Origin of the sequence: Paenibacillus sp. P3E (assembly GCF_001909045.1) — a bacterium.
GTDB classification, from domain to species: domain Bacteria; phylum Bacillota; class Bacilli; order Paenibacillales; family Paenibacillaceae; genus Paenibacillus_AQ; species Paenibacillus_AQ helianthi.
In genome coordinates, this window is sequence record NZ_LVWH01000004.1 from 1 (window position 1) to 18,276 (window position 18,276).

An 18,276-nucleotide genomic window follows, 5' to 3' on the forward strand; every position below is an offset into this window, starting at 1 on the left:
CTTAAATAAATCTTAAAAATGGATACTAACTGATTTCTAATGTGTCTCTAATAAGACTTTAACTTAATGATCAGGAGGCATCCGATGGAGACGGTGAGGTAGCTGACGCTAAGGAAGAAGCTGGCTTGGAGAAGCAGGCTAAAATTTCAAAAGAGAAAAGTAATGCTCTTGCGCTCGAACAGGTGAAGGGAACGGTAAACCAGACAGAGCTTGAAGACGAAAATGGTGCTATTGTCTACAGTGTGGAAATTACGAACAACAAGAAGGAAGTCACTGAGGTGAAGGTAGATGCGGTAACCGGGAAAATCGTAAAAGTAGAGAAAGCCGACGCTTCGGATTCGGACAGCAATCAAGCGGAAGATACAGAAACCGCTGATGAATAATAAATAATATTGGACAGGATACTACTCCCAAGTGGATAGTTCCTGTCCATTTTTTAGGTTTAGCGCAGCGGAAAAGGAGAAATGAATGTGGAGCAGTCTATACTGGTTATAGATGATGAAGCAAAAATCTCCCGGCTCTTGGAACTGGAGCTGACTCATGAGGGTTACCATGTTGAGGTTGCCAAAACCGGCAGGGAGGGGTTGGATAAAGCGCTCGGACAAGCCTGGAATCTCATCATCCTGGATATCATGCTTCCGGAACTTAATGGTGTGGAAGTTTTGAGAAGACTACGGAAAGTGGATGCATACACTCCGGTCATTATGGTAACCGCCCGAAATACCACTTCTGAGAAAGTAACAGGGTTAGATCAGGGAGCAAATGATTATATTACCAAGCCGTTTGAAATAGAGGAGCTGCTGGCCAGAATTAGAGCAAACATCAGGCTTCACGGCAACCTGCCGAATCCAGCAGAAGAGTCTAATCTTCTCCAAATCGATAATCTGATGATCAACAAACAGACAAGAGATGTGGTCCGTGAAGGACAAAAGATTGAGCTCACCCCTAAAGAGTTCGACCTATTGGTTTTTTTGACAGAGAACAAGAACCATGTACTGAACCGGGAACAAATCATTAATCATGTTTGGGGTTTTGACTTTGTCGGAGATACCAATGTAGTGGATGTGTATATTCTTTATGTTAGAAAGAAAATCGATTCAGGCTTTAAGAACAAGCTAATCAAAACCATACGCGGCATCGGTTATTGCATCAAGGAGGAAGAGGGGTGAAGCTTAGAACGAAAATCACCTTATTGACCTCACTTTTGCTTATCGGCATTTTATTATGCGTGGATATTGCTGTGTATTCGCTTTTTATCAAGAGTGCCACCCAAAATGCGGGTGAAATGCTCCTGAGCAAATGGGAGCCCGTTATCGAACAGGGGGAATCGATGAGCACGGAGGCTCAAGATGTTCTGCTATACAAGTCACTAACGGAAGATACGCTCATTCGAATATCCATCCCTGGTTCTGTCCGTACGATTACGAACGGCGCAGATTTTGATTTGAACGAGGTGCCAGTTACCGATAACAGAACTAAAGGCACCAAGCTTTTACAAAAGGATGACGAACGGATACTCATGGTTTATATTCCAGTGGAGACCGCGAGCGGAGACATGGGAGGCTTTGAGATTGCAGAGAAAATGGATGATTTGGAGACTAATCTTAATATCCTTGTGACGATCCTGACCTCAACCACCTTCGGAGCTGTCCTGCTCTGTATGCTGGGTGGAAGCATGCTTTCGCGCACCGTTGTCCGGCCGATTACAAGCAGCATAAGAACGATGAGGGAGATTGAACGCAGCCTCGCCTTCATGAAGATTTCCTACAAGGGGAAAAACCGTGATGAGCTCTATGAAATGACAGAGACGTTTAACCGGATGATGGAAAGGCTGGAGGAGAGCTTCTGGAATCAGCAGCAGTTTGTCTCCGATGCCTCCCATGAGCTCAATACGACCCTGATGATCATAGAGGGGTACTCGAACATGCTGAGACGCTGGGGAGCTCATGATAAGAAGGTGCAAGAGGAAGCTGTGAAGTCCATATATGAGGAAACCAAACGCATGCGGATAATGACACAGCAGTTGCTTAATCTGGCTTCTTCGCAGCAAGGCGGACAATTTACACCAGAGTCTGTGAATCTGATACAAACCTGTAAACTGGTGATCGCCCACTTCAGCCAGTTAAGCACGAGAAAAATCATTCTACATTCTAAGGAGAAGGACAATGTTATACAAGCGGATCACAGTAAAATAAAACAACTGCTGATTATTTTACTGGACAATGCCTTGAAATACAGCACAGCCCCGGTGGAATTACATCTAACCAAGCAAGAGGAATATGTTCAATTCATTATTAAAGATTACGGAATCGGGATCCCCCAAGGGGAGGTAAAGCAAGTGTTTGAACGCTTTTACCGTATCGACAGCTCACGTCACAGAAAGACGGGCGGAACCGGCCTTGGGCTGCCCATTGCAAAATCAATAGTGGAAGAGCATCATGGGGAAATCCGGATTGAGAGCCACGAGGGTGCAGGAACTGAGGTTATAGTGAAACTACCGACGGCTCTATCCATCCGGAATACTTGACTGCAAGAGACAGGTATTCGGATAGAATTGTTATTCGCTAAACAAACAAGCCGTCTCTGAGGTTCAGAAACGGCTTGTTTGTTGTACTATTAATTATCGTTCGGCCCGCCTTCATCATCGAAGGAAGGATGAACATTAGGTGTTGAAGCAGGGGCGGCTGGTAGAGCTGCTGCTAAGCTGCTGTCCGTAACAGGGCTCACAACGGTTTGTCCATTCGAAGGCAAAACCCGGCGTGCTGTTCTATAGTGGGAATTCCACCAGCCTGTATTCAGTGGAGTAATTGTAACTCCCCCTTTTCCGAACGTGTGTAGCAATTTTCCATCGCCCATATAAATGGCAACATGATGAATAGGGGAATAGAAGAAAACCAGATCTCCAGGCTGGAGCTGATCTCTTGGTACGAATGTTCCGACTGTGGACTGCTGTCTGGAAGAGCGGGGAATGGATATCCCATTTTGTTTAAAGGCAAACTGTGTAAAAGAGGAGCAGTCGAAAGCATCGGTTCTTCCTGTTTTGGCACCGAATTGATAAGGAACCCCCTGATATTTCAGGCCAGTTGAGATGACTTGATCTGCAGTAGTTGCAGTAGTTGCAGCAGTGGCAGCATAGGCTGTATTCGTGTTATCCAAAAAGCCCGTACCGGCAGAAAGTAAAGCTATACCTAAGCTGACTCCAATACCAAAGTTGCGGAAACGGTTTTTTTTGTAAGTTGTGTTCATCTGTTACCTCCCATTGTTGTGTTTGGGTGATCACCTGAACCAACATTATCACACTTGAATTTAACATAAATTGCTAAGCGTTGATGGATAACTGTGGTCGTAAGGGTTTTCCGCCTTTTATTAGAGTATGATGAGAATTTTCACATCAGGTTCTTATTGACATATTCGGACATTGATCTACCCTTACTGAGCAGATCCGGCAGTGGTTTTTGTGAAATCGAATACACTGCCATTTTCTCCTTTATAAACAGGCTATCCAAATTGGTTCACCCATCCTTCGAAAAGCTTTCGAGAGATTCCATTGCTTACAATCACATAATCCGGATGATCATAAGCAACAATTTCGGGAAGGTATTCAGAAAAACCATACATAGAGCGCTCAAAGGCCGTCCAGCCCAATACGACAAATTTATCGTTTGATCTAGTAAGGATTCAAACAGCGCCATCCCTGTAAATACAGCAATAACAAGCCATACTCCCGCATGAAAATTGGCCGTCATCCATGAAAGGATGATCATGGCAGTGGCATACTTCCCTTTGGCTTTCAGCTGGTATTCCCTTAAATAAACGAAAAACCAGACGATCATAAATGAAGAGATCATTTGCGGACGGCCCTTAAAATAATTGTAATAAATCCAGATGGAGATCAGTAATGCAAATGGAAGCAAGAGAACATGCTCTTCCTGAAGCCCTAGCTCTTTACGCGATACTTTGCCAAGCCGGTATAGTCCAAGCACTAGAAAGAACAAACAAACTGCAGTCAAGAGGTATACCCCCGGCCAGCCAAACGCTGAATAAAGCGGGGCTACCAGAATTTGAAATCCGAATTCATGCGGCACATAAGGCAGCTTGTCTCCGTAAAAAGTATGGATTGCATAGTGCAGAATTTGTCCGTGATCAATCATGTAACGGCCAACCTCTATATGCCAGAAGGTATCTGGATCATTAAAAGAAAACTTGGGGATCATCAGCAGTACGATACCAATAATACATATGCAGTATAACCATTTGGGTACATTAAACTTCAGCATGGTTGAACTCCCTTTATTTTTTTGTTCCACTATAACAGATACTTCTTAGCATAGGGTGGATTTTCCGTTATGAATAAGTTAATAAACGCTTAAGATTTGTTTCATGACCAGTTTATACATAGGCATTACACTTCGATTAAGCGGACCCAGTTGATAACAGGAGGTTTACCGACATTGCATACGAATACGATCTATAATTTCCCCCTTGTATCCGCCTTAATCTCTATGATCCTGGCCCAGGTTATCAAGGTCCCCTTGAACCTTTTTCGTAACGGAACCTGGAATTCGGCTCTGGCTTTTAGTACAGGAGGAATGCCAAGCTCGCATTCTGCAGCGGCGGCATCTCTGGCAGCGTCTGTAGGGATTATTAACGGTTTTGATTCTTCTCTGTTTGCCATTGCCTCGGTCGTATGCGCAATCACAATGTATGATGCCGCGGGTGTCCGCCGTCATGCAGGGATGCATGCTGCTCTATTAAATCGGATAAGCAATAATCTTTCGCAGATCACGAAAGATGAGACGCCAGGAGTACAACTCAAGGAGCTTCTCGGCCATCAACCGCTTGAAGTGTTGGCCGGATTGGTGCTGGGGGTCGCAATCAGCTTTATATTGAATACTATTTTCTAAATGAAACGGAGGGGAAACAATGCAGCAACTGCTGGCCTCAATATCTGAAACGGCGCTCCACCTTGTGGATACAATGGGAATCTGGGGAATTTGGATCGGAATGATCCTGGAGAGCGCCTGCATTCCCATTCCCAGTGAGGTGATTATGCTCAGCGGCGGTTTTCTGGTTGCCCAGGGATCACTATCGTTTGCAGAAGTTGTTGTTGCCGGAGTCGTTGGGAATCTCATCGGGTCAATCCTTGCCTATTATGTCGGCAGAGCCGGGGGCAGGAGGCTGCTCGATAAGTACGGTAAATATATTCTTTTGAATGCACATCATCTGGAACAGGCGGAACGCTGGTTTGCGCGATTTGGGGAGGGAACTGTATTTTTCACACGGATGCTGCCTTTTATAAGGACGTTTATCTCTTTACCTGCAGGGGTTGCCGGCATGAAATCCTGGAAATTTGTAGTATTCACTTTTCTTGGCTGTATTCCCTGGAACATCGCCCTTGTATATCTCGGATACCGGCTGGGAGGGAACTGGAGCATTGTAGAGCAGTATTTACATCCGGTGAGCTATGCTATATGCGGAGTTGTGGTGCTGCTGCTGGCATGGTGGCTGTTGCGCAGAAAAAAGGAACGGGCGGCATAGGTTTCCGACTTGTACTTTCGTATGCTGCATGAAATGTCGTATGATAAGTACATTCTGGAACTATAAGAGACAGGGTGATTACCGGATATGTCCATTCGTTTGAAATTTCGGCTGTCTTATGCGGCAATGCTGATCGTTCCGCTGCTCCTGCTTCTCCTGACGGCCTCGCTGCTGACAATCGTCTATCATGGTGATGTACAAAGCCTGAAAAGCACATATGAGAATAAATTTGAAGGTATTGAAGAGAGGGATACCCGCAATCTGATCAAGCACACCTTTATGCAAAATACAGATTTGCTTACGGACACCGCTTTTTTGGACGATTTGTCAGCGGATATGCTCAAGAAGAACACTTCACTATTCATCCGCTCTGACCAGAAGACACTGTATGCTTCAAAGGGTCTTCTGCTTGAACAGGGGTTGTTGGATGAACTGCCAGCTTTCAAGAATGCAGGGGTTCATGAAGAACCTTTTCGGAAGAAGTATAATAATGACTGGTATCAAATCGCTCAATTTGACTTATTATCGAAAGCATCAGAGCCCGTAAGTATTTTTCTGATCAACAAAACGGATCCTCTGGTTCACTTCGTGAGGACTTTTTTTCCGATTCTGTTCCTTTCTACCGTAGTCATCTTGCTGCTGACGCATACGCTGTTGACCACCTATATGTCCAGAAAGATTATCCGTCCCTTACTGGAACTGCGCGAAGCGGCGGGGCTAGTGACTGAGGGGAATTTGGACTTCAGGGTGAAAATTGACAGCAAGGATGAGCTGGGTCAGCTTGGGATGGCTTTTGAAGAAATGAGATCAAGACTTCAGCAATCACTTCTCATGCAGCAGCAATATGAATCCAATCGCAAAGAGCTGATCACGAATATTTCCCATGATTTAAAGACACCCATCACTGCCATTAAAGGCTATGTGGACGGAATATTGGAAGGCGTGGCGGATTCGCCGGAAAAAAATGAAAAATACATGCGTACGATTGCCGCCAAGGCCGGTGAAATGGATCATCTGATTGATGAATTGTTTCTGTACTCGAAGCTGGATATGCAGAAGCTGCCCTTTTCTTTTGAATCTGTACCCATTCTGCCCTTCCTGAAGGACTGGGCTGAGGAGCTAGAGGTGGAGCTGGAGAAACAGGAGGTTGATCTGCAAATTGATATGAACGGCGGGGAAGCGGCACGGATATCGGTAGACCGTGACTCATTCAAGCGTGTGCTAGGCAACATCATTCAGAACAGTCTAAAGTATATGGATAAGCCTGAGAAAAGAATCACGGTGCAGACTCTGGTTGAGGGAAAGAACTTTACGTTGGCCATTGGTGATAATGGGCCGGGCATTCCCCCGGAAGCGGCCGGGCATATCTTTGAACGGTTTTACCGGGCGGAACAGTCCAGGAATACGAATACCGGCGGCAGCGGACTGGGCCTTGCCATCGCCAGACAGATTATTCTGGAGCATGGGGGAACGATTCATGCGGACAGTAAGGAAGGCGCAGGGACGGAGATCCGCATTGTTTTACCGATCGAAGAAGGAGGCGCAGGAGAATGAAGCGGACGATATTGATTGTGGAAGATGAGCCTTCGATTGCCGAGCTTCAGCGGGATTATCTGGAGATGAATGGATATCAGACCGAAATCGCCGTAAACGGAGAACAAGGCCTGGAGCTCAGCCTTAGCGGGAAGTTCGAGCTCATTGTGCTGGATGTCATGCTGCCCAAGCTGAACGGTTTCGAGGTATGCAAAAGGATTCGCGGCGAGCTTGATATTCCTATCCTGATGGTCACCGCCAGACGGGAGGATATCGACATTGTGCGCGGGCTGGGTCTTGGAGCGGATGATTATATGACCAAGCCCTTTAAACCCGCTGAACTGGTTGCCAGAGTAAAAGCCCATTTGTCCCGATATGACCGCCTCAAGGGCCGGGGATCATCCACGAGTGAGCTGGAAATCAGGGGGCTCAGACTGAATCCGGACTCCCGCCGTGCTTTTGTCCGGGATGAGGAGGTGTCGCTCACCACGAAGGAATTCGATCTGCTCTACTTTCTTGCATTACATCCCAATCATGTATTCAGCAAGGATCAGCTCTTTGAGCGGCTATGGGGAGTTGACTCTCTCGGAGATACCCAGACGGTAACCGTGCATATCCGCAAGCTCCGCGAGAAAATCGAAGAGGATTCTGCCAATCCGCTATACATCGAAACACTTTGGGGCGCCGGATATCGGTTCCGCTCCTGAATATAAGCAAAAAAGCCAAAGCCTTCGGGATGCTTTGGCTTTTTTTGTGTGCTCCGGAGTTAAGAATTATTTAAGGGTCTGTTCACAGGTATTTTAGATTTATCCTTTACTCTAAATTAGCGTGAAAGCTTACTGGAAAAGGATAAAAGGTTACGCCAAGGGGGAGAAGGCATGGAAAGCATAGCCAAGCTGACAGGAGTGAGCAAAGAATTCCATAGCGGTAGAGGGATTAGCGGTGTGAATTTGACACTGAGCAAGGGAGATATCTACGGATTACTCGGACCCAATGGTGCAGGTAAAACTACGCTTCTGAAAATGCTGACCGGACTGCTTACTCCGAGCTTTGGGAGCATTTCATTGTTTGGACAAGATCTGGATCAATCCTTCGCATCGAGTATGAGGAAGGTAGGCTGCATGATCGAATCCGCCGATTTTTACGATTATGTCACAGCACGCCAATATTTAAAGCTGAATGCAAGCTTCTATCCGGAGCTGCCGCCCCAGCGGCTGGATGAAGTGCTGGAAGCCGTGGGTCTGGCCGCTTTTGCCAAAGAGAAAATAAGACACTTCTCCACTGGTATGAAGCAAAAGCTGGCCATGGCCTCATCCATCCTGCACTACCCGGAATTTGTGATCTGGGATGAGCCAACCAATGGACTGGATATTGAAGGCGTAGTTCATTTTCGTGCTCTGGTTAAGCAATTATCGGCTGAACAGGGAATCACCTTTCTGATTTCCAGCCACATGATTCATGAATTGGAACAGCTCTGCAACAGAGTGGGCATTCTGCATCAAGGCGTGCTGGTACGTGAAGGGAATGTGCATGAACTGCTTGCGGACAATATTTCTCTCGAGCAATATTACATTGCCGAGCTGCAAAAGGGAAAGGAGCTGATGGATAATGGAGGGCTTAACAGCAGCAATTAGAAACGAACTGCAGCTCATGATCTACCGCAAAAAAACTATCATCTTCATCTTGGTATCCGTCATCCTTCCAGTACTGCTGATTTTACTTTTCCATTCTCTGCAGCCGATATTGGGGATTGTTGCCGTCAGTCCTTCCTATCCGGTTCAAATGCTGGAGATATACACCGTCTTCTTGATCCCCTTGTTCATGATGGTGGAGATTGCTGATTTATTCCCACAGGAAATTTCATCACGTACCTTGAAGCTGGCGCTGCTGCGGCCAGTCACAAGACTCGGAGTATACACTGCCAAATTTCTTGTTCTTGGCATAGCCATCGGCATTCTGCTATTGCTCTTGGGAACGGCAAGCACACTGTGCAACCTGCTGTTCGGGACTCCGGGTACGGGCAGTCTCCATATCTTCAGTCTGTTGAAAGCCTACGCTGCTGCGTTCCTGTCTATGTGGTCTCTTGCAGCCTTGTTCGTATTTACGGCTCAATTTTTCCGCAGTGCCGCAGGATTTCTTGTTTTTTCCATTCTGTTATACACCGGGGCCAAAACGGTTCCTTACTTGATTAACGGCTTCGCTTTTTTTTCAATAACATCCTATACAGACTGGTATTCACTATGGTTAAGCCATACCGTTTCCACGGGCAGACTTGCCACCACCACCTTATTCTTATTGTCCGGCTTGTTTTTGTTTGTAACGCTGGGCTATATCTTTTTTGACCGGAAGGAGGTATAGCCAGGAAGTTGCGCAGGTGGAAATACCACAATTCAGGTTACAAATGAAAGGGGAGTCCTTCAATGATAGGAGCAGAAGCATTGGATATGAATGAACGCCAAATATGGAGCAAGGTTCCACAGGTTACGATTTTTTTCTGGATCATTAAAATTATGGCCACCACGGTGGGAGAAACAGCAGCAGACTTTCTGAATTTCAACCTGAATTGGGGCTTAACGCTCACCACCCTGGTGATCACCGGCCTGCTGATCATCTCACTCTTCTTTCAGATGTCCTCTACCAAATACGTACCCTCGTTATATTGGCTGGCCGTCGTACTGATCAGCGTAGTGGGGACACTGATTACTGACAACCTTGTAGACAATCTCGGAGTGCCACTGGAATCAACGACAATTTACTTCTCACTGGCGCTGGTTGTAACCTTTGTGGCTTGGTACGCCAATGAGAAGACCCTGTCGATCCATTCGATTACCACAAAAAAACGGGAAGCCTTTTACTGGCTGGCCATTCTCTTTACGTTTGCCCTGGGTACCGCAGCCGGAGATCTTGTTGCCGAAAGTCTGGATCTCGGGTACTGGATTTCGGCAGTCATTTTTGCCGCACTGATTGGTGCCGTAACGCTGGCGCACTTTCGCCTCAAGCTGAACGCTGTCACAGCCTTCTGGATGGCTTATATACTGACCCGCCCTTTGGGAGCGTCGCTGGGTGATTATCTGTCGCAGCCCCGCAGCGAAGGCGGACTCCAGCTGGGTACTACCGGTACCAGTATCATCTTTATCGCAATCATCCTGGGACTGGTCCTTTACTTGACGAAAACCAAGAAAGACCAGGTTTTACTATAGATTCAGTCTCAGAGTTCATATGGAATTAAGAATTCCAATCTGAATCCTGTAGTGCCTAATAATTTAAGATTTATTTAATAGTCTCTTCATTGCGAATTTAGGATTATCGCTTAGGCTTGGATTGCAAGAAAATTCAGCATTGGAAGGAAGGTTCAAGAATGAAGAAGAAGTGGCTATTGACCGGAAGTGCAGTTGGGATTAGCGGTGTTGTAATGTTAGCTACTGGACTTACTGCGTTTGCAGGGACCTCGGGTTATGATGATTACAAGGCTGCGCTCAAGAATACCACGCAGAATCTGACAAGTGTTACGGTTCAGGCAGATGCGGTTCTTAAGGACAATGGTTCCCTGATTAGCCAGGCCCAGAGCAACTTGAAGGCAAGTCGGCAAAATGAAGCCGTGAGCGGAACCGTCAAGATCAGCGGGAAAACAAATGCCCAGACTATCAGTCTTTACAGTCAGCCTGACGGGCAAGTCTGGAAGAGCGATGCTTCGGATATTTATTATGTGAAGCAGGACAAGGATAGGGAGGATCATCGGAAAGCAGGGAAGGAGACCAAGGACAAGGCTTGGTTCAGCTCCCAGGGAGAGACGGTCATTGATGCATTGATCGGAAATTTGAAGAATGAGATCACATCCACTACGGGAGAGGACGGTTCCAAGGATATTTCACTCCAGCTAGACAACGCACAAATCCCGGCTGTGGTGCAAGCCCTTGCACCGGTTGCTTTCAAACATCTTTCGGAACAGTCCAAATGGGAGCGTTCCACTGAGAGCGGCAGAGCAGCGAAGCCAAGCGATCCTGAGAAGCTGTTTCGGCAAAGTCTGTTTAACGCCAAGGATATTGCTCTGACAAATGGCGTCCAGATTCAAAGCCTCAGCTTGCATGCGGTAATTAGTCCTGCCAATGAAATTCAGCGCCAGCAATTTGACATCACTTTTACCGGACAGGATGCCCAAGGAGCTTCACATACATTAACTGCTAGCCTGGATGTCCAGTTGTCTGCTATTAATGGAACAACTCCTGATTCGGTTGACTTAACAGGTAAGCAAGTGGTGCAGGTGAAGGACGATCATGAGGGCAGACATCACGAATAAGCCGGAGTAGCTGACAACTTTTTTGTGAAAATATTAGAAAGACGCGGATAAGAGCAGTATTGTTCTTATCCGCGCTTCTATGAATAGCCCTATCAATAATTACAGCAGAGAGGAGCCAGCTATACATGCATGATTACATCATTGCTATCATTCAAGGCATTGTCGAGGGGATTACAGAATTTCTGCCGGTATCCTCCACAGGCCATCTCATCTTAAGCGGAGAGCTCCTTGGATTCAAAGGAGAAAAAGCAGAGACCTTTGAAATCATTATTCAGCTTGGAGCCATTCTTGCCGTGGCAGTCATTTACTGGCGGCGGATTCTTGGCTTGCTGGGATTAGTAAAAGTGGATTCCGAGAATGGAAATACGAATGCGAAGCAGAAATTGAACCTGATCCATGTTATCCTGGCCTGCTTGCCTGCTATGGTGCTGGGACTCGTCCTTCATTCCTTCATCAAAACGTATTTGTTCTCTCCCTATACAGTGCTCGCAGGACTTGTTATGGGAGGCTTGTTCATGCTGCTTGGTCAATACAAACGCACTGCAGTACAGGCAGAGAATATTGATCAGCTATCCTACAAGCAAGCGATCACCATCGGTTTGTTCCAGTGCCTGTCCTTATGGCCGGGCTTCTCCCGTTCGGGAGCAACGATTGCCGGGGGCCTGCTGGCAGGTGCGGGCTACAAAGCGGCAACCAATTTCTCCTTCCTCATTGCCATTCCGATGATGGTAGCCGCAAGCGGTTATGAGCTGCTAAAAAGCTACCATACCCTAACGGCAGCCGACGCCGGATTTTTTATCACCGGATTTATTGTCGCCTTTGCCCTTGCCCTACTCGCCGTGATTACCTTCCTGAAGCTGCTTGAACGGCTGAAGCTCGCACCGTTTGCGTACTACCGGTTTGTGCTTGCTGCAGTATTTTTAATCTATCTGATCAGCAAATAATTTAAGGTTTGTTCTGCATTCTTACCTTATTTTGATGGGCTGGGCATCTTTGCTTTTTCCAAGGGTGTTCAGTCCATACATATCTTCAAGGGTGCGGAGCAATGAGTAATGATTAGTTTTTATGGTATAAGAGCCTTTCTTGACCTTAGCGCCAACTATAAAGGTTGGTATTTTGTTATGCTCACTCATATCATCTTCATCCCAGGTAACGATAAGAAGACTATTGTTGTTAGCGGCCCAGCCGGCATAGGCAGACAGATGACTCTTGAGCCACTGGTCCGCAGTCTTAATGCTGCCGTCATGCATGTCATTATTTAGATTCGGTATGACAAAAGAAACGGTCGGGAGCTGATTGAAATCCTTGGGAAAGCTGGTTAACGGCATGTTGATGCTGGACGGCAGATTGGAGAAATTGACCCAAGGGTTATGTTTTCTTGCATATTTTGTTCTCAGGTCATAAGGACCGGTATATCCCACCTCGGGCAGGCCTTCTGAATAGCCGCCAAAGGTATACCCGTGACTAATAAGCTCAGAAGCCAAATTGGCATGGTTCGTCGGGGGATGGGACAAGTCGTCTGTTACACCCTGATTGGAGCCGGAGAACAGCTCAATATAATTCGGCTGACTTGGATGCGTGATGGCATAGTGATTGGTGAGGCTCAATCCTTGTTTAGCCAAGCTGTTCATATATGGAGCTGAAGAGTTATTCAGAATTTTCCGTGAGGAATGATTTTCTTCGATTACTATGACAATATGATCATACGCAGATTTTGAAGCCGGGACCGGCTGGGCAGCAGTTGCTGATCTGGGATGAACGAGGGAACTCGCTCCCAAAGTACATAAAGCTATTGAAGCTATGATTAATTTCGATTTAAACATATTTCCTCCTCTTTTCTGGGCAGCCTACTGGAATACTCTTCATACTAAACTCCATTTATTAAAACTTTATTAACTAGCCTCATGTATGTGATGGACTGAATGCTTATAATATAGGGTGCTGATTATTGATAGATTTAATGAGAGGAGAGATGCACTGTGAGTGCTGTATTTGAAATACATAATCTGGCCAAATTCAATTGGGAGGCTGGAGCGCAGGGGGAGAGCAGGTATTTGTTCTCACGTATCTCTGCTGAAATCACCAAGCCGGAGCGGGTTGCGCTTATCGGCGCTTCTGGACAGGGGAAAAGCACACTGCTGCGGATATTGGCCTTGCTGGACATACCAGATGAAGGAGATTTGCTGCTGAACGGCGCTTCATTTAAAAATTCAAATCCGCGTGAATGGCGAATGGCGGTTGCTTATGTGGCCCAACAAGCGGTAATGCTGCCAGGCAGCATCGAGGATAATTTGCGTACGATCAGCAGACTGCATGGACAGCCCTATGATGCTGCACTTGGTGCACAGCTTATGGAACAGCTTGGACTTGACCACTTGGACCTTGCCAAAAAAGCAGAGGATTGCTCCGGCGGGGAGAAACAACGCATCTCATTGATCCGCACGCTGCTGCTTCGGCCAAGCATTCTTTTGCTGGATGAGGCCACAGCCTCACTGGATATAGACAGTACAAGGAAGGTCGAAGCACTGTTGATGAACCGGCATAAGGAAGAAGGAACAACCCTGATTTGGGTCACCCATGATCTGGAGCAGGCCCATAGAATCAGCAATCGAACCTGGGTTATAGACAAAGGCGGGATGCAGGAATACAGCAGTGCTGCTTTCTTTGATCAGCCCGTGGGAGGAGCCGTGCATTCATGACACTAACCGCACTAAGCTTTACCCTTCTGTTTGTTATGGGAACCATGCTGGTCTCCATCTGGCAAAAGCTCGGCCTGGAAAAAGATATTGCCGTTGGAACCATACGGTCAGCGATTCAGCTCCTGGCAGTTGGTTACGTGCTGCAGTTTATTTTCCAGGCTGAGCATATGATTTATGTCGCCTTGATTATTGTCTTTATGATCGGTGTCGCCTCATGGAATGCAGCCAAGAGAGGGAAGGGATTGCCCGGACTGGTCTGGAGAATTGCTGTGGCGATTTTAGCTATGGAGCTTTTGATGATGGGGATACTGCTTGGCCTGCATATTATCAAAGCCACACCGCAGTATATCATTCCAATCAGCGGAATGACCATCGGCAGTGCAATGGTCGTCTCCGGGCTGTTCATCAACCACCTCAAGCATGAAATGCAGCAGAACAAGGGAGAAATCGAAACGCTGCTGTCGCTTGGAGCCACGGCTCAGCAGGCCATGCAGAAGGTTAGGGCGAGAGCCGTGAAATTCAGTATGATCCCTACGATTGACGGCATGAAGACGGTGGGCCTTGTTCAGCTCCCCGGAATGATGACCGGGATGATTATTGCCGGAGCCGATCCGGTAATAGCCGTGCGTTACCAGATTCTTATTGTGTTCTCCTTCACCGCGTCTGCGGCAATTACGAGCATGCTGCTGAGCATGCTGATCTACCGGCTGTTCTTCACCGCTGATCTGCGGCTGAAGCTGCTTGGTAATGTGGATTAAGCACTATAAAAATGGGAAGCATAGGTGGAGAAAGCGAGGGGTGCCTATGAAAAGGTTCGGGGAAATTCTTCGACGATTGCAGATTGTACAGCTTTTCTCAGCTCTTTACCGCTATAAGCTGGTTCAGATCATTATTCCTGCAGCGGTGATTTTGTTCATTTACTGGGAGGGGAAGAAGGAATTCCGAAGAATTGACTGGGTCGGCACTCTTCACATTCTTCACCGTATGAAGCCGGCGACTGTACTTCTACTGTTTGGATTTGCGCTGATCTCGGTTGCGGCGGTTAGTCTATACGATTTTGTTCTCCGGCGTCATTTCCGTATTCCACTCCGTTTCTGGGAGACCTTTCGATATTCATGGATCGCTAATACCTCCAATAGTGTCATCGGCTTCTCCGGGATTGCCGGAGCCGCTTTGCGGACATTCCTATACCGAAAGCGGAAAATTCCTGCGAAGACCATTACTGCATCCATCGCTTTCCTCTCCACAATTACAATAACCGGACTTTCTGTACTCTCATGGGCTGGCATTCTCGGCGTATTGCCTATGAAGCCTGTCCTACAATCTCATCCCTGGACGATCTATGCGGTATGGGCAACCGCCTTGTATTTACCTGGGTACTTGATATTGCAGCGTACGTCATTTTACGCAAAGTGGTTGAACCGGAACCTGCCCCGGATGAATGCAGCTACAATCGTAGCCTCTGTTGGCGCTTCCTTATTGGAGTGGGCTTTTGCGGGAATTTCCTTCTGGCTCATCGGCTCCTGCTTTCTTCCTGCACTTTCTCTTGCTCAGGCACTTGGCATCTATACACTCTCAGCGATTACCGGCCTGCTCAGTATGGCTCCGGGCGGTATCGGCGGCTTCGATTTAACCGCTCTGCTGGGACTCCAACAATTGGGTTACCCATCCGACAAGACGGCTGCCGTCCTTGTTCTATTCCGTTTGCTGTACTACCTTTTCCCTTGGGTGATCGGTCTTATTCTAGCTGCATTTGATTTTGCCAGGGAGCGTGAAGGAGAGAGCGGGCGGGACAATGTGGGCTTCGAGAGCGTGTTGAACAACTGGCAAAAGATATGGCAATTTCCAACCCGGCTCGGAGTTGTCGGGGAGATCGGGGCTTGGTCGCTGGGCAAGCTTGTATTTGCAAGTGGCATCGTGCTTTTACTCTCTGCCGCTACACCCGGTCTGCTCAATCGGCTGCAATTTACCGAGGAGCTGCTGTCGGCTCCACTGATGAGGTTGTCCCATCAATTAAGTGTAATCATTGGCCTATTGCTGCTCGTACTTTCCTGGGGAATTTCGCATCGGGTAAAGCGGGCGTACCGGCTGACTCTATTCTTTCTTTGTGCCGGTGCACTGTTCACATTTACCAAGGCGTTTGATTTTGAGGAAGCGATCTTCCTGCTCATCGTGGCATTGCTGCTGTGGGTATCACGAAACCGGTTTTTCAGAGTCGCTACACCCTTTGATCAAGGAAAAGCAGCCCTTTGGGGGCTTGTAACGCTTCTCGCTGCCTATGTCTACGATTTGATTGCTACGGGGATTCCGCCTGCGATCCTTAAGCATTGGTCTTCGAGTGCGAAGCTAATGTGGCTTATTAATCCGAAACAGCATGCTGCGGCTGCAATTGCAGGTCTGGTAATGGCTTGGCTGCTGATCACACTTTTTTTCATTCTTAGGCCAAACCGGTTAGCCAATAAAGGGGCTTCTGCTGCAGAACGGGCCAGATTGCACAGATTCCTTGAGCACGAACAAGGCAACCTGCTGACCCACGTATTATTTGCCGGAGATAAAAGCTTTTTTTGGGCATGCAACGATCAGGTGTTGATCCCCTATGCTATTGTCCGCAGGGAATTCGTCGTTCTTGGTGATCCCATAGGTAAAGAGAATTTGGTCAGTGAAGCCATTCAGGAAAGTCAGCGCTTTGCAGATCTTTATGATTTAACGGTTGTGTTCTACCAGGTTTCTCCGCATTACCTTCCAATTTATCATGAGAATGGCTACCGTTTCTTTAAATTGGGTGAAGAGGCTTTGGTTTCTTTGGAACACTTTACCCTTAGCGGTAAACCAAGCGCAAATCTGCGTAGCGTTACTAACCGGTTCGAACGTGAGGGCTTCCGCTTTGAGGTAGTACAACCTCCTCATCCAGAGGATTTAATGAAACAGCTGTATGAAATTTCGCAAAAGTGGCTGGATGGAAAAAAGGAAAAGGGATTTTCGCTCGGCTGGTTCGATGCGGACTACTTGCAGCAATCCACACTCAGTTTATTGTATAGTCCAAGTGGTGAGATCATTGCGTTTGCCTCTTTGGCACCCAGCTATGATAATGGCGACACACTGTCAGTGGATCTCATGCGCCATCTCCCGGTTACGCCTAACGGAACCATGGATCATTTATTTGTCAGCCTATTAAAATGGGCAAAGGAACAGGGGTATGCATACTTTAATTTAGGCATGGCCCCGCTATCAAGCGTAGGGCAAACTCAGTCCGCCATCCGGGAAGAGAAGCTTGCCCATTTAGTTTTTAAGCATGGAGGCCATTGGTATGGATTCCTGGGCCTTAGAAAATACAAAGAAAAGTTCTCTCCAGTCTGGGAGCCCCGCTATCTCGCGTATCCTTCTTCGGTTTCGCTGCCGATCCTTCTGCTGGAGCTGGTAAGGCTCATTGCCCGCCGGCCCAAAAAGGGGTAATTGCCGTAGAGTCCTTAAGCTGGGTGATAGAATCATTATTGAATTTGGAACAACTCCGTGAATCTGATCTTTGTTGGTTGTTGTTTCTATTGAACTTTTTCCGGAATATTATGCAGAAATGTTTATTCTGCTTCCTGGGGGAATTAGTACTAGAAAAGGATTTTTTCGATCAGTGTAATTATTTCGTTTCTTTATCTCTACTAATTACTAAATGTAGCTATGAATTGAGCTGGATACAGCTGCTGGAACCGCTGGCTGCGCTAGATCCGGCAGCGGTCATAGATCATATTCGAAAGGGAGCGCCACTTGTGCGACCATGTTCCGCTTTTCCATTGTAGACGAGGGCCGTGTATCTGATCTTTGGAGCTACAAAGTTGGTGTTCCAGCCAATGCAATCAAAATGGTTATCAGGATGGATTAATATGAATTAAACTGAACAGATATACATAAAGCAAGGTGAAAATCCGATGATCCTATTTATAGGTGATATTTGAAATAAATCCCTATATTTTCAATCTGCTGATAGATACAAGGGAAGAAGTAAAGTTTATTTGGAGGTGTAAACTAACTATATTTTTTATTGCTTTAAGCCCAACTAGAGTAGGTACGCAGGTTTTTAGTTATAGGTGGAAATTTCGATTGGTGGAGGTAACTTATTCAAAGTAACTCACTATGGTTCTTTGGAGACGTGAATGAAAGTACAAGCATTTTCCGCTACCACGATCAAACTCCCTATATGAATGTTCAATATATATG

Annotated in this window: 17 protein-coding genes and 1 pseudogene; 15 read left to right on the plus strand and 3 right to left on the minus strand. The window is 46.8% G+C overall.

Going from position 1 to position 18,276, the window contains the following annotated elements; translation table 11 throughout:
- The first annotated feature begins 125 nt into the window (after positions 1-125).
- From A3842_RS02380 to A3842_RS02390, 3 genes are all read left to right on the plus strand, one after another.
- A complete protein-coding gene (locus A3842_RS02380) occupies positions 126-383 on the plus strand; it encodes a PepSY domain-containing protein (RefSeq protein ID WP_074100304.1) in 258 nt (85 codons plus the stop codon).
- A gap of 81 nt (positions 384-464) precedes the next feature.
- On the plus strand, positions 465-1,169 hold the full coding sequence (locus A3842_RS02385; protein ID WP_074100305.1) for a response regulator transcription factor: 705 nt from the start codon (positions 465-467) through the stop codon (positions 1,167-1,169).
- Positions 1,166-2,527 (plus strand): sensor histidine kinase, encoded by a 1,362-nt coding sequence (locus A3842_RS02390; protein WP_074100306.1) that lies wholly within the window; start codon positions 1,166-1,168, stop codon positions 2,525-2,527. Before A3842_RS02385 ends, A3842_RS02390 begins: the two co-directional genes overlap by 4 nt.
- 221 nt (positions 2,528-2,748) lie before the next feature.
- On the opposite strand, the pseudogene A3842_RS02395 reads toward A3842_RS02390, so the two are convergent.
- Both A3842_RS02395 and A3842_RS02400 read right to left on the minus strand, forming a co-directional pair.
- A pseudogene (locus tag A3842_RS02395) lies at positions 2,749-3,246 on the minus strand (C40 family peptidase); the annotation flags it as partial.
- 311 nt (positions 3,247-3,557) lie between these two features.
- Complete coding sequence (locus A3842_RS02400; protein WP_074100307.1) at positions 3,558-4,277, minus strand: hypothetical protein; 720 nt, start codon at positions 4,275-4,277, stop codon at positions 3,558-3,560.
- 174 nt (positions 4,278-4,451) lie between these two features.
- On the opposite strand from A3842_RS02400, the gene A3842_RS02405 reads away from it, so the two are divergent.
- The 9 genes from A3842_RS02405 (at position 4,452) to bacA (ending at position 12,312) form a co-directional block, all read left to right on the plus strand.
- Entirely contained in the window at positions 4,452-4,904 is a 453-nt protein-coding gene (locus A3842_RS02405; protein WP_244169744.1) for a divergent PAP2 family protein, read from the plus strand.
- A gap of 19 nt (positions 4,905-4,923) precedes the next feature.
- The gene (locus tag A3842_RS02410; RefSeq protein WP_074083970.1) at positions 4,924-5,538 is read left to right on the plus strand and encodes a DedA family protein; all 615 of its coding nucleotides are present in this window, start codon (positions 4,924-4,926) and stop codon (positions 5,536-5,538) included.
- An 87-nt stretch (positions 5,539-5,625) separates the two neighbouring features.
- Positions 5,626-7,092 carry a sensor histidine kinase gene (locus A3842_RS02415; protein ID WP_074083971.1) on the plus strand — a complete coding sequence of 489 codons (1,467 nt, stop codon included), beginning with the start codon at positions 5,626-5,628 and terminating at the stop codon, positions 7,090-7,092.
- Positions 7,089-7,778 (plus strand): response regulator transcription factor, encoded by a 690-nt coding sequence (locus A3842_RS02420; protein WP_074083972.1) that lies wholly within the window; start codon positions 7,089-7,091, stop codon positions 7,776-7,778. The genes A3842_RS02415 and A3842_RS02420 overlap by 4 nt, the downstream gene beginning before the upstream one ends.
- Before the next feature lie 171 nt (positions 7,779-7,949).
- Entirely contained in the window at positions 7,950-8,705 is a 756-nt protein-coding gene (locus tag A3842_RS02425) for an ABC transporter ATP-binding protein (protein WP_074083973.1), read from the plus strand.
- Positions 8,680-9,429 carry an ABC transporter permease gene (locus A3842_RS02430; protein WP_074083974.1) on the plus strand — a complete coding sequence of 250 codons (750 nt, stop codon included), beginning with the start codon at positions 8,680-8,682 and terminating at the stop codon, positions 9,427-9,429. Before A3842_RS02425 ends, A3842_RS02430 begins: the two co-directional genes overlap by 26 nt.
- A 62-nt stretch (positions 9,430-9,491) precedes the next feature.
- Entirely contained in the window at positions 9,492-10,271 is a 780-nt protein-coding gene (locus tag A3842_RS02435) for a COG4705 family protein (protein WP_074083975.1), read from the plus strand.
- Positions 10,272-10,429: 158 nt separating this feature from the next.
- Positions 10,430-11,368, plus strand: coding sequence for a hypothetical protein (locus A3842_RS02440; protein ID WP_074100308.1), 939 nt, complete (start codon positions 10,430-10,432; stop codon positions 11,366-11,368).
- Between the two features lie 125 nt (positions 11,369-11,493).
- Positions 11,494-12,312, plus strand: a complete 819-nt coding sequence (gene bacA, locus A3842_RS02445) for an undecaprenyl-diphosphate phosphatase (protein ID WP_074083977.1) — start codon at positions 11,494-11,496, stop codon at positions 12,310-12,312.
- Positions 12,313-12,333: 21 nt separating this feature from the next.
- On the opposite strand, the gene A3842_RS02450 is transcribed toward bacA, so the two are convergent.
- Entirely contained in the window at positions 12,334-13,191 is an 858-nt protein-coding gene (locus tag A3842_RS02450) for an alkaline phosphatase family protein (RefSeq protein WP_074083978.1), read from the minus strand.
- A 156-nt stretch (positions 13,192-13,347) separates the two neighbouring features.
- Between A3842_RS02450 and A3842_RS02455 the strand changes: the two genes are divergently transcribed.
- From A3842_RS02455 to mprF, 3 genes are read left to right on the plus strand one after another with little or no spacing between them, the layout of a single operon-like run.
- Entirely contained in the window at positions 13,348-14,067 is a 720-nt protein-coding gene (locus A3842_RS02455; protein WP_074100309.1) for an ABC transporter ATP-binding protein, read from the plus strand.
- Entirely contained in the window at positions 14,064-14,825 is a 762-nt protein-coding gene (locus A3842_RS02460) for an ABC transporter permease (RefSeq protein ID WP_074100310.1), read from the plus strand. Before A3842_RS02455 ends, A3842_RS02460 begins: the two co-directional genes overlap by 4 nt.
- A 46-nt stretch (positions 14,826-14,871) precedes the next feature.
- On the plus strand, positions 14,872-17,520 hold the full coding sequence (gene mprF, locus A3842_RS02465) for a bifunctional lysylphosphatidylglycerol flippase/synthetase MprF (protein ID WP_074100311.1): 2,649 nt from the start codon (positions 14,872-14,874) through the stop codon (positions 17,518-17,520).
- The last annotated feature ends 756 nt before the right edge of the window (positions 17,521-18,276 follow it).

Bases quoted from the DNA above. Each gene is read 5' to 3' on its own strand.
- A3842_RS02385 (WP_074100305.1), top strand. From the start codon at position 465: ATGAATGTGGAGCAGTCTATACTGGTTATAGATGATGAAGCAAAAATC.
- A3842_RS02400 (WP_074100307.1), bottom strand. From the start codon at position 4,277: ATGCTGAAGTTTAATGTACCCAAATGGTTATACTGCATATGTATTATT.
- A3842_RS02410 (WP_074083970.1), top strand. From the start codon at position 4,924: ATGCAGCAACTGCTGGCCTCAATATCTGAAACGGCGCTCCACCTTGTG.
- A3842_RS02415 (WP_074083971.1), top strand. From the start codon at position 5,626: ATGTCCATTCGTTTGAAATTTCGGCTGTCTTATGCGGCAATGCTGATC.
- A3842_RS02420 (WP_074083972.1), top strand. From the start codon at position 7,089: ATGAAGCGGACGATATTGATTGTGGAAGATGAGCCTTCGATTGCCGAG.
- A3842_RS02425 (WP_074083973.1), top strand. From the start codon at position 7,950: ATGGAAAGCATAGCCAAGCTGACAGGAGTGAGCAAAGAATTCCATAGC.
- A3842_RS02430 (WP_074083974.1), top strand. From the start codon at position 8,680: ATGGAGGGCTTAACAGCAGCAATTAGAAACGAACTGCAGCTCATGATC.
- A3842_RS02435 (WP_074083975.1), top strand. From the start codon at position 9,492: ATGATAGGAGCAGAAGCATTGGATATGAATGAACGCCAAATATGGAGC.
- A3842_RS02440 (WP_074100308.1), top strand. From the start codon at position 10,430: ATGAAGAAGAAGTGGCTATTGACCGGAAGTGCAGTTGGGATTAGCGGT.
- bacA (WP_074083977.1), top strand. From the start codon at position 11,494: ATGCATGATTACATCATTGCTATCATTCAAGGCATTGTCGAGGGGATT.
- A3842_RS02450 (WP_074083978.1), bottom strand. From the start codon at position 13,191: ATGTTTAAATCGAAATTAATCATAGCTTCAATAGCTTTATGTACTTTG.
- A3842_RS02460 (WP_074100310.1), top strand. From the start codon at position 14,064: ATGACACTAACCGCACTAAGCTTTACCCTTCTGTTTGTTATGGGAACC.
- mprF (WP_074100311.1), top strand. From the start codon at position 14,872: ATGAAAAGGTTCGGGGAAATTCTTCGACGATTGCAGATTGTACAGCTT.